This is a genomic window from Microbacterium timonense, assembly GCF_900292075.1.
Lineage (GTDB): Bacteria > Actinomycetota > Actinomycetes > Actinomycetales > Microbacteriaceae > Microbacterium > Microbacterium timonense.
The window spans coordinates 221,667-233,224 of sequence record NZ_OLMV01000003.1; the positions used below are offsets into that span (position 1 = coordinate 221,667).

Consider the following 11,558-nt stretch of genomic DNA (forward strand, 5'->3'; position numbering starts at 1 on the left):
TGACACTCAATGGGCCAGGCGACCGCGCTGAGAAGTTCGTATGTTGCCGGTGTGGCCGTGATCGATGCACCTCGCGATGCGTCGTTGCGTGTACGCCGCCGCATCATCGTGGCCGGCGTCATCGGAACCACCATCGAGTTCTACGACTTCTATATCTACGGGACCGCCGCGGTGCTGGTGTTCCCGGCGCTGTTCTTTCCTGCAGAAGACCCCGTGGCAGCACAGCTGTCGTCGCTCGTCACGTTCGGTCTCGCGTTCTTCGCTCGACCCATCGGTGCGGTGGCGTTCGGCCATTTCGGCGACCGACTCGGTCGCCACCACACGCTCGTCTGGGCGCTGCTGGTCACCGGCATGGCAACGGTCCTCATCGGCTGCCTGCCGACCTACGAGGCAGTCGGCGTTGCCGCCCCGCTGCTGCTCGCACTGCTGAGGGTCGTGCAAGGTATCGGCCTGGGCGGCGAATGGAGCGGGGCTGCGTTGCTGTCCGTGGAGGACGCGCCGGCGGACCAGCGTGGCCTGCGTGGAAGCATGCCGCAACTGGGAATACCTCTGGGATTCCTCCTTGCGAACGGGGTCTTCCTGGTGCTGACGGCCGTCATGCCGCCGGATCCGAGTGGCGCAGCATCCGCTTTCGAACAATGGGGATGGCGTGTGCCCTTCCTCGTGAGCGCAGTTCTGCTCGTGGTAGGCCTGCTGGCCCGCCTGCAGCTGACGGAAACCGGCGAGTTCGTGGCCGTGAGGAGTTCGGGGGCGGTTGCGCGGGTGCCACTGGCGCAGGTCGTGCGCCATTATCCGGTGCGCATCGTGTTCGGGACCCTGGCGTCCGTTGCCACATACGTGCTGTTCTTCCTGATGGCCGTCTTCGCCCTGAGCTACGGCACGGCGCCGACCGAGCCCGGCCCTGGACAGAAGGCGGGTCTCGGTTACGACCGACCCATGTTCCTCGGCTTCCTCCTGGTCGGCATCGTCGCGACGGGCTTGCTCATCCCGATCGCCGGCAGGCTTGCAGACCGCTTCGGGCGTCGCGCCGTTCTCGTTCCCGTCACCGTGGCCATCGCCGTGTTCGGCCTGCTTTTCCAGCCGTGGTTCGGTGAGGCGGCCGGCACGCTCCAGGTGGTCAGCTTCGTGGTGGCGGGGCTGGCGCTGATGGGCCTCAGTTACGGCCCGATGGGCGCCTTCCTCACCGAGCTGTTCCCGCCCTCGGTCCGGTACACCGGGTCGGCCATCGTCTACAACGTCGGCAGTGTGCTGGGGGCCTCGCTCGCGCCGCTGCTCGCGCTACTGCTTTGGAAACCTGACGGCGACATCGTCGGCGTCGGCCTCTATCTCGCGGGCGCCGCCGTCATCACCTTCGCGTCGCTACTTCTGCTTCCGGAAACCACACGAGAGGACTCGGTCGAATGAGCCAGCTCACCCCACGAACGACGCCTCCCCAGATCGTAGGGCGGTCGAGTGAAGTCGAGGAACTGGCGCGATTCGTTCACGGACTCTCCTCGCTGGGTGGTGGTGCGCTCTGCCTCTCCGGCGATGCAGGCGTCGGCAAGTCCCGCCTCCTGGCGGAGGGAAGGAGCCTCGCATCCGAGAGCGGGATGCACGTGTTGTCGGCCTCCGGGGTGGAGTTCGAGGTGGAGATCAGCTACGGGGCGCTTCACATGCTGCTCAGCCCTTTCCTCCACATGCTCGACGAACTCCCCCCTGCACAAGGAAGCGCGCTTCAGGTGGCGCTCGGCCTCGGCGATGGACCCCCACCGCGGCTCCTCGTTCTCGGATCCGCCGTCCTCAGCCTCCTGATCACAGCGTCGGCGACCGCCCCGCTCCTGCTCGTGGTGGATGACCTCCCATGGGTGGATAAGGCGAGCGCTGCAGTCCTGCAGTTTCTCGCCCGGCGACTGGTCGGCACACGAGTGGGTTTGATAGCTGCCTTCCGCAGCTCGGATGCAAAGAACGTGAACGTCGAGGGGTGGCAGCAGATCGAGGTGCGGCCGCTCGATTCCGCCGACGCGCGCCGCCTGCTCCTGTCACAAGACGCCAACCTGCCGCCTCGTCTGCGGGCGCGCGTTCTCGAGGAGGCCCGCGGCAACCCGCTCGCACTGGTGGAACTGGCTCGCAGTACCGCGGACTCCCTCGGTGCGGACAGCGTGATGTCGACGCTTCCTCTTACGCAACGACTGGGCTCGCTCTTCGCACAGCGGATCCTCGATCTGCCCGCGTACGCGCGAAAGGCGATCCTCATCATCGCTCTGGACGGTCGCGAGCGCATGCGCGATGTGGTCGCTCTTGGAGTCGAGGTCGACGCCCTCGCCCCCGCGGAAGCGGAAGGGCTGCTCGCTGTCGACACCCACACGATGGCCGTGCGCTTCCCCCACCCACTCATCCGGGCCGCCGTCGTGCAACAGGCATCGGCGGCCGAAAGGCGCGAGGCGCACCTCAGGATCGCCGACGCTGTGACGGACCCGGACCGGCGCGCGTGGCACATCGCCGCCGCGGCCACCGGACCGAATGAGGAGGTCGCGACGGCACTGGAGAACGTCGGGCGCCGGTCACTTCGACGCGGCGACGCCGGCACGGCGGTGAGCGCGCTCATCCGCGCCGCGCGACTCAGTCCGGAGCGTGCCGACGAGAGCCGGAGGCTCGCCGAGGCCGCCTACCTGGGTGCCGACATCACGGGCGAGCTGGAGTACGCCTCGCGACTCCTCTCCGAGGCGCGCAGAGCTCACCCGGCGGCCGGCACGTCGCTGCACGCCACGGCCGCAGCCGCCTATATGACCGTGAACGGCGATGGTGACGTCGACAGTGCCTATCGGGTCCTGGTCCGCGCGATCGAGAGCGGCACCCATGACTGGTCGCCCGAGAACACCGAGCTCGTGGAAGCGGTCACCTCTCTGCTGCTGCTGTGCTGGTGGGCGGGCAAGCCTGAGTACTGGGCTTCCCTCCACCGTGCGGTGGACCGGTTCGGCGAGCACGTACCGGAGCTGCTCTTCATCGAGAGCAGGGCCTTCCCCGACACCGTCCGCCTGGGCGCGCCGGTGCGTGCGCGTCTGGCCGAACTGATCGAAGAGCAGGCAGACGAACACGATCCGAACCGGATCATCCGGGTCAACACCTCGTCGGTTTACCTCGACCTGCTCGGGGGGTGCCGGTCCGGTGCCTGGCGTCTCATCGAAGACGGACGCTCCGGCGGCGCAGTGCGCTCGAGCCTCGGCGCCTACATGCACCTGTGCTTGGACGACTTCGGTACCGGACGGTGGGACGAGCAGCACCAGCTCGCCGAAGAAGGTCTCGCCGTATGCCGTGACCACGGATACGCATTCATCGCCTGGTACTTCGTCTTCCACCGGGCCCTACTCGCCGCAGTGCGAGGGGACCCCGCGGATGCCTTCCGCTGGGCATCGGAGCTGACCGCGATCACGTCAGCCCGCAACGCCCTGGGTGCCGAGCGCTTCGGGCACCATGCGCGCACGCTGGCGGCGATCGCCCAGAACGACTGGGATGCCGCCTTCCGATACGCCGAGCGACTCAGCCCCGCCGGTGAGCTGGCGCCATACACCCCCCACGCCCTCTGGGTCGCGTTCGATCTTGTCGAGGCAGCGATGCGCACCGGGCGACCCGCCGCAGCCCGTGCGCACGTGCGCGCGATGGTCGCGAACGCGGTGTCGGAGATCTCGCCCCGCATGGCGATGATGACATTCGGCGCCCAGGCGCTCGTAGCGGAAGGCGCGGAGCCCGACAGACTGTTCGCTGCGGCTGAGGCTGTGCCGGGCGGCGACCACTGGCCCTTCGACCTCGCGCGTGTCCGACTCGCGTATGGTGAATGGCTCCGCCGAAACGCGGAGAGCGTCCGGGCGCGAGAGGTGCTTCATCGGGCGCTGGATGCCTTCGACATGCTCGGCGCGCGCTCGTGGTCGGAGAGAACGCGGGAGAATCTGCGTGCCGCGCGAGACCCGGAGGCGAGAAATGGCCTGGGCTCGCAGGCTCTGACCGCGCAGGAGCGGTCGATCGTCGAACTCGCCGCTCAGGGGCTGAGCAACAAAGAGATCGGTGTGAAGCTGTTCCTCTCGCCGAGAACAGTCAGCGGACACCTGTACCGCGCCTTTCCGAAGCTGGGAGTGACCAGCCGCGCCGCACTGCGAGACGTTCTGAGCACCACCACCGAAGAGAACGCCGCTTGACGAGGACGAGGCCCTTCCAGCGGAGCGGATAGGCAGCAGCCGAGCAAGCCGCGGGCCGGCCGCGGCATCCCTCATCCCCTGCTCCGGGCCGGAAGGGCCCCGGTGGCCGTCCGACGAACACGCCACACCACGAGAGCCGCGAGCCACGCCGCAATGAGCCCGCCGACGACGCCGAAACCGACAGCGTTCAGATCGATGTCGGAGAGGAAGGTCCACAGGCCGCCGCTCAAGTGCAGTCGTTCGGCGAGCAGGGCGAGCAGCTCCGTGGTCCCGACGACGAGGGCGACGACGACCGAGACGAGAGTCACGGTCAGGTTGTAGGCGAGTCTGCGCACGGGCTGTGCGAACGCCCACCCGTAGGCGAAGCGCATCACGACGCCGTCCGCCGTGTCAAGCAGCGACATCCCTGCGGCGAACAGCACCGGAAGTGCCAGAAGGGAGTACCAGGGCAGGCCGGATGCCACGCTCGACGCGGCCAGCACCAGCAGCCCGATCTCGGTCGCCGTGTCGAATCCCAATCCGAACAGCACCCCGAGCGGATACATCTGCCAGGGTGCCCGAATCGCCCTCATCAGTCCGCCGAAGACGCGCGACAAAGGTCCGCGTGCGATGGCGTCGGACTCGACTTGACCCATACTCAGCTCGCCACTGCGCACGCGCTTGTAGGTGCGAGTGGTGGCGACCAGCAGAGCGATATTGATGCCGGCGATGATGTAGAGGAAAAGACCTGACACGGTCGTCCCGACCACTCCGGTGACCTGATGAAGAGTGGAGCTCTCGTCCTGCAGCGGGCCGGCGACAGCGCTGAGACCGAGGGCGAGAAGCACCGTGAGGCCGAGGACGACCGTGGAGTGTCCCAGTGAGAACCAGAAGCCTACTGTGATCGGCTTTCCACCGTCCTCGAGCAGCTTCCGCGTGGTGTTGTCGATGGCGGCGATGTGGTCGGCGTCGAATGCGTGGCGCAGGCCGAGCGTGTACGCCGTGAGACCGACGCCCACCCCGAGCGTCGTGCCGGTCGCCGATGGCACGGGCGTCGTCAGCAGCAGTGAGAATCCGACCACGTGAAGGATCACTATGGCGGCTCCGACGCCGGCGAACGACAGAGTCGTCCGCCGGCGCTCGGATGCGGCCGGCCGCGGTCGAACAAGTGTCGTCGCGGGAGCGGTCATGTCGTCACTTTCCGATTCGGTCAGCGACCGGCCGGAACGGCGGGCACGTACGGAAAGGAGGCCGACGGCTTGTCGGTCACCGACTCCTTGCCGATCCCCAGCGCCACGGGGGTGTTCGCCGCAATGCTGAACATCACGTCAGGGGCGTTGTCGGTCAGCGTACGACCGTTCCAGCCGTTGAATCCGAAGGACGCCGCTGTTCCGATGGTGTACGGGAGGATGTTCGGCAGAAATCTTGCGACGACGCCCGCGGCGTAGGCCTCCGGGTCTTCCGACGTGCCGTAGGCGCGGACGATGCCGGCGACCTCTCTCCTCAGGAGATCGCCGTAGCGCTCTTCGTCGTCGCTGGGACGACCAGCGTTGAGGTCGTCGCCGAGCTGCTCGTTGAACTGGGTGAAAAGGGGGTGGATCATAGGCAGCCCGATCCGATTGATCGACCGCCAGCCTCCGGCATCGGTCTGCAGGCTCGCCACCGCCCAGATCCCGACGCGCTTCGGTTCGATCTCGGAGTCGAAGACAGCGTCGGGCACCTCCAGCACGATGGCGTAGACGCTGTGGCCGGCGAAGAAGTTCGTGGCCTCTGCAGGCACCCAATCGCCGAGCTCGATCTTGGTCCCATCCTGGACGGCGTGGCCGACGGCGTGCAGCACGGTCGGCTCGATCCAGAACGGATCGCCGGCCTCGCCGGCCCACACGCGGATGCCGTCTTCGCCGAGGACCGCGGTGTCGGTGCCTCCCTGCGCCACGACCCGCCCTTCAGCGAACGGGTCGCTCGCGACGTCGCCGTCGAGGCGGCGAAGCACGAAGCGCTGTGAACCGTCCGAAGCACGTTCGTCGAAGACGAAGCGATAAGTGATCTCCTCCTCCGCGTCGTGGTCGGTGTCGAACTTGAACTCGTACATCCCCTCATGGTGGAAGCCCGGGATCGGCGGGTTCCCGAGTGAGTGGGAGACGTTGATGATGACGACGGTTCCGGTCTCGCCGCGGAAGGCGTACAGGTCGGTGATGTCCAGTCGCACGTCTTGACGAGCGATGGGCGAGTCGAGGTGATGCGACATGGCGCAGTCCTTTCCAGTAGGCCGACGCCTCAGGTGAGAGCGTCCGAGGCAAGTTTCATGAGGGCGCGCGTAGGCCCAATAGAGACGAATGACTCCATTGCTCTCTGATCGTCGCGATCGGGTCATCAGGGTTCCATCACCGGTCACTGTTCACCGTCCGGAACGTTTCGTGTGCGGCGGGCGCGTGCACCCTCGGCGCGAGGAAAGTGGTGCGGACGGGGTGGCTCGGTCTGCGACGGAGCCACCCCAGGCTGAGGATCATCCCCTGATGAAGTCGAGGATGTCCGCATCCAGCGCTTCCTGGTACGCGCCGTGGATGCCGTGAGGTGCACCCGGGTACGTCTTGAGCGTGCCGCTCTGGACGAGCTCGATGGACTTGTACGCGGCATCCTGGATGGGCACGATCTGGTCGTCCTCGCCATGAGCGATGAGGATCGGCACGTCGATGGCCTTGAGGTCGTCGACCTGGTCCGTCTCGGAGAACGCTTTGACGCAGTCGTAGGCTGCAGCGAGATTGACAAGCATGCCCTGGCGCCAGAAGTCATCCTTGAGACCCTGCGAGACCTCAGCCCCTTCGCGGTTGGCGCCGAAGAACGTCTCAGCCAGGTCCTTGTAGAACTGCGAGGCGTCTTTCATGAGGCCGGCGCGGATGCCGTCGAAGACTTCGATGGGAGTGCCTTCGGGGTTGGTCTCGGACTTCACCATGATCGGGGGGACGGCCCCGACGGTGATCACCTTCACGACGCGGCCCTTGCCATGCTGCGCGGCGTAGCGGACGACCTCCCCGCCTCCCGTGGAATGCCCGACGACGATGACGTCGCGCACGTCCAGTGCCTCGATGAGCTCGGCGAGGTCACGAGCGTACGTGTCCATGTCGTTGCCCGTATAGGTCTTCGACGAGCGACCGTGTCCGCGGCGGTCGTGCGCGATGACGCGGTAGCCGGCGTCCGCGAACTTCTTGATCTCGACCTGCCATGCATCCGAGCTGAGCGGCCACCCATGGCTCAGGACGATGGGCTGACCGGAGCCCTGGTCGGTGTAGTAGATCTCGGTTCCGTCGGTGGTGGTGATGTACGGCATCGGCGTGTCTTCCTCTGAGATGGTTTGTCAAGGACGGCGTTTCACCCGCGAGCGGGAACGCCTGACAGCACCCTCGTCCGGGGTGCTCGAGGCCCGCTTGAGTCAATCGACTCGTCCGGATCACGCCTGGCAAGGCGCCGACAGCGTGAGCCGCTGCTCGAGCTGTGGAACGCGGCCTGTGCACCACGCCTGGCTCGGCGGGTCGGGCTCGGTCCCGCTGCCGGGCCCGGGTGGACGCAGGAGGGCCGCTGCTGGGCCCGATGGTGTGGGGCTCAGCGCTCGCTGTCGAGCGTGGCCATGATCGGGGCAGCGTAGCGGTCTCCGGCTGCGGCGCCGGCGGGGATGGCCTGCTCGATGGCATCGATCGCGTCCCGGCTGAGCTGCAGACGCGCCGCCCCGATCGACTCCTCGAGCCGGTCCCGGCGGCGCGCCCCGACAAGAGGGACGATGTCATCGCCGCGAGAGGCGACCCATGCGATGGCTACCTGCGCCGTCGTGGCGCCGAGGTTCTCGGCGACCCGCCCTAGCGCATCGACGAGGCGGAGGTTGTCGTGGAGGTTCTCTCCTTGAAAGCGAGGGCTGGTTGCGCGGAAATCGCCGTTGGTGAGGTTGCGCGCCGCACTCCAGTGTCCACTGAGCAGGCCTCGCGAAAGCACGCCGTACGCTGTGAGCCCGATCCCGAGCTCCCGCAGAGTCGGGATGATCTGGTTCTCGGGGCCGCGGGAAAGCAGTGAGTATTCGATCTGGAGGTCGCAGATGGAGGTCACAGAGGCAGCGCGGCGAATGGCCTCGGGCCCGACCTCCGAAAGGCCGATGTAGCGGATGTGGCCGGCCTGTTGCATCTCGGCGAGGGCGCCGATGGTGTCTTCCACCGGGATGCTGGGGTTGAGCCGTGACGGACGGTAGATGTCGATGTGGTCCGTGTTCAGACGGCGAAGACTGTATGCGAGTCGGTCCTTCACAGCTTCAGGCGTCACGTCGTACGGCACCGGCAGGAAGGCACCACTCGGGTCACGTCGCGCACCGAACTTGACGCTCAGTATGACGTCGTCGCGGTTGCGTTCGCGAAGCGCACGCGCGATGAGCATCTCGTTGTGGCCCGAACCGTAGAAGTCTCCGGTGTCAAGCAGTGTGATGCCCGAGTCGATGGCCTCATGGATGGTAGCGATCGACTCGGCTTCGTCGGTCGGTCCGTAGAGATCCGACATGCCGAGGGTACCGAGTCCGATGGCAGACACTGTGGGGCCGTACGCACCGAGAGCGCGGGTGGGGATGGTCATGATGTTCCCTTTCTTGGTGTGGAAGGCGAGTAGACCCGTCTCCTGCATGGCTTCGAGATCGACGAGCAGCCCGAACGATGTCGCTGCGGGAGCGTTTCCCCGCTGCGATCTGTCGTCGCGACACTGGTACGCGACCGCACGGCACCCGCCCCTCCGCGAGCGGTCCTCTCATCTGAGTGTCAGCTTGTGCGACCCTCCTCGGCCGGCGCTTGCGTCGAATGACTCGGGTTCGGCGCGATCACCACTTCGACCGGGAATCATCGTCTGCATCCGTGCGGGCACGGATGCGCTCTGGAATGAGTCCACCCGCGGAAGGCGCCGCCGTGAAGGCCCGACATACTGGTAGTCATGCCAGCGATCGCAGCCCACGAGTACTCACCTTGGGACTTCTGGAGCGAGGCATCCGCCGATGATCGCGACGCGCAACTCGCACTTCAGCACCGTTTGGTCGACGGCCGTCCGGGATACGAGCTGGGCGAGCAGTGCTTCATCTCCGGCCTCGCGTCGATCGACAACGACACGCTGCGACTCGGCGACCGGACCTACGTGGCCGCCGGCGCTTACCTCACCGGCGAACTCGTCGCGGGCGCCGACTGCAGCATCAACCCCTACACCGTGATCCGCGGTCGGGTGACGATGGGCGACGGGGTTCGCATCGGCGCGCACACCTCGATCCTCGGGTTCAACCACTCCATGGAGCCCGGTCAACCCGTGTTCCGCCAGCCGCTGACCTCGAAGGGAATCGAGATCGGCGATGACGTGTGGATCGGCTCGCACGTGGTGATCCTCGACGGCGTGCGCGTGGGATCGCACTCGGTGCTCGCGGCGAGCGCTGTCGTCACCAAGGACGTTCCCGAAGGCGCAGTCGTCGGCGGCAACCCCGCCCGCTTCATGCGTTGGCGCGTTGAACCGGACGACACCGGGATCGCGCCCGACGCAGCGGCCGACGCTGCGGCGCGCGGCACCGCCGGCGCCGACACGAGAGTCTCTCCTGCAGCACCTCTGACGCGTACGTCGGATGCGTTCGGCGCGAACGAACGTCGTACCGTCGAGCACGACGACCCGACCCGGGCGCTCGGGGGCACGGCCGGCCGCACTTCTCACGAAGGCGAACGCGGGAGGGACGGAAACCGCCGTTCGGATGTCGGCACGTCGATTGACGGCACGGACGAGAACGGTCCCGCGACGCACGTCGCCACGACACAAGTCCCCTCGACGCACGTCGCCACAACGCACATGCCTGCGACTCACGTCGCCACGACGCGGGGCATCGCCGACGGCCTTGCGGAGCGCCTCGCTGAGCTGGCGGCACGCGCGCGGTCCGATGCATCCACCGTTCTCCAGCGCGCATGGCGCGAAGACCTCGGCCTGTTCGCGGATCGACCCGGCATCGCGCCGACGATTCGCGCGCAGGGGGATGCGATCGAGATCGCCGATCTGCTCCTGGGCAGCGCGCCACCGCAGGCCGGCGCGGATGAGCAGGTCCGCCACCTTCGTGCCTGGCAGGATGCCTCGACCGGCGCCGTCGCACCGCTTGATGCCGAGGGACGCCAATCGCCACTGCCCGCCCCCGAGCGAGGGCGGGACAATTCGGCCGTGGGCGCAACGGCGGCGCTCGACTTCTCCCACGACGACGTCGCGTACCACGTGCTGAGCGTCGGGTACGCGCTGGATCTGCTGGGTTCGGCGTTTCCGGCTCCTCTCGCCTGGGCGACGGCGGCGACTCCCGAGGGGGTCGTCGAGTTCTGCGAGAGTCTGCCGTGGGCCACCGACGCATGGGGCGCCGGACACCACATCGACGGCTTCGGGACGGCACTTCTGTGGACGAAGCGCTCGGGCCACCCGATTCCAACCGGTGTGGAGGAGGCGCTGTTCGGGTGGCTCATTCTGAACGCCGACCCGCAGACCGGCATGTGGGGCCGCGCTACTCCCGACCGAGGCCTGCTGCCGGTCGTCAACGGCTTTTACCGCGCCTCACGCGGTACCTTCGCGCAGTTCGGGGTGCCGCTCCCCTACCCCGAGCGTGTCGTGGACACCGTGCTGCAGCACGCGCGCGACCCCAGGTGGTTCGCGCCCGGTGCGCGCAATGCGTGCAACGTGCTGGACGTGGCGCACCCACTGTGGCTCACCCGCAGCACCGGCTATCGCGGGGAAGAGGTCCGGGACCTGGCCGCGCGTCTGCTGACGGACGCCGTCTCCATGTGGGTGCCGGATGCCGGCTTCGCGTTCCGGGAGCCGAGCCCTGCCACAGCGGGGCTGGGCGAGACTGAGCCAGGACTTCAGGGCACTGAGATGTGGCTCGCCATCCTCTGGTATCTCGCCGACCTCGCGGGCATCTCGGACGCACTCGGGTACCGCCCGCGGGGCGTGCACCGTCCAGAGCCTGCAGGAGCAGTGCACTAGTCGCCCGTCAGGCGATGGGCAGCGCCGAGAATCGCGTCGCGGTCGAACTCATCAGATCACGAGCGCGAATCCAGCGCTGAACAGCGCCGCCGCGCCGAAGGCGACGCCGACCAGCAAGATGGCGGTGATCCCGCCGGCGACCACGCCTTCGCTCCGGCGCACGCCGTCGCGCACCCGTCCCGCGCTGCGGTGAGCGACCACGCTCGCCGCGACAGCCACGGCGACGACCAACAGAGAGCCCAGCGCGGCAGGCAGTACGCGCGCGCCCTGCGAACACGGTCCGGAGATCGCGCAGACCGCCGGCAGCGAAGCAACCGCCAGCAACCCCAGCAGGACCATGCCGGCCACCGTCCACAGCGTCACCCACTCACCGGGCTTCACCGCGGACTTGGTCATGGT

8 protein-coding genes and 1 pseudogene are annotated in these 11,558 nt (G+C 67.5%); 4 read left to right on the top strand and 5 right to left on the bottom strand.

What is annotated here, in order from left to right; all coding sequences use genetic code 11:
* The first annotated feature begins 9 nt into the window (after positions 1-9).
* The 3 genes and pseudogenes from C9992_RS10290 (at position 10) to C9992_RS10295 (ending at position 4,169) form a co-directional block, all read left to right on the top strand.
* Positions 10-1,404, top strand: coding sequence for an MFS transporter (locus tag C9992_RS10290; RefSeq protein ID WP_106815515.1), 1,395 nt, complete (start codon positions 10-12; stop codon positions 1,402-1,404).
* A pseudogene (locus C9992_RS18570) lies at positions 1,401-1,880 on the top strand (AAA family ATPase); the annotation flags it as partial. The gene C9992_RS10290 and the pseudogene C9992_RS18570, both read left to right, overlap by 4 nt.
* 66 nt (positions 1,881-1,946) lie before the next feature.
* On the top strand, positions 1,947-4,169 hold the full coding sequence (locus C9992_RS10295; RefSeq protein WP_235008181.1) for a helix-turn-helix transcriptional regulator: 2,223 nt from the start codon (positions 1,947-1,949) through the stop codon (positions 4,167-4,169).
* Between the two features lie 71 nt (positions 4,170-4,240).
* Here the strand turns inward: C9992_RS10295 and nicT are convergent, their stop codons facing one another.
* From nicT to C9992_RS10315, 4 genes are all read right to left on the bottom strand, one after another.
* Entirely contained in the window at positions 4,241-5,338 is a 1,098-nt protein-coding gene (nicT, locus tag C9992_RS10300; RefSeq protein WP_106815517.1) for a Nickel transporter NicT, read from the bottom strand.
* A 20-nt stretch (positions 5,339-5,358) separates the two neighbouring features.
* On the bottom strand, positions 5,359-6,396 hold the full coding sequence (locus C9992_RS10305; RefSeq protein WP_106815518.1) for a DUF4331 family protein: 1,038 nt from the start codon (positions 6,394-6,396) through the stop codon (positions 5,359-5,361).
* 258 nt (positions 6,397-6,654) lie between these two features.
* Entirely contained in the window at positions 6,655-7,476 is an 822-nt protein-coding gene (locus C9992_RS10310) for an alpha/beta fold hydrolase (protein WP_106815519.1), read from the bottom strand.
* Between the two features lie 272 nt (positions 7,477-7,748).
* Positions 7,749-8,756, bottom strand: coding sequence for an aldo/keto reductase (locus C9992_RS10315; RefSeq protein ID WP_106815893.1), 1,008 nt, complete (start codon positions 8,754-8,756; stop codon positions 7,749-7,751).
* A gap of 348 nt (positions 8,757-9,104) precedes the next feature.
* On the opposite strand from C9992_RS10315, the gene C9992_RS18220 reads away from it, so the two are divergent.
* Positions 9,105-11,159: an acyltransferase gene (locus C9992_RS18220; protein ID WP_235008182.1), complete on the top strand. Its 2,055-nt coding sequence runs from the start codon at positions 9,105-9,107 to the stop codon at positions 11,157-11,159.
* A gap of 51 nt (positions 11,160-11,210) precedes the next feature.
* On the opposite strand, the gene C9992_RS10325 is transcribed toward C9992_RS18220, so the two are convergent.
* A complete protein-coding gene (locus C9992_RS10325; protein WP_106815520.1) occupies positions 11,211-11,555 on the bottom strand; it encodes a hypothetical protein in 345 nt (114 codons plus the stop codon).
* Positions 11,556-11,558: the final 3 nt, after the last annotated feature.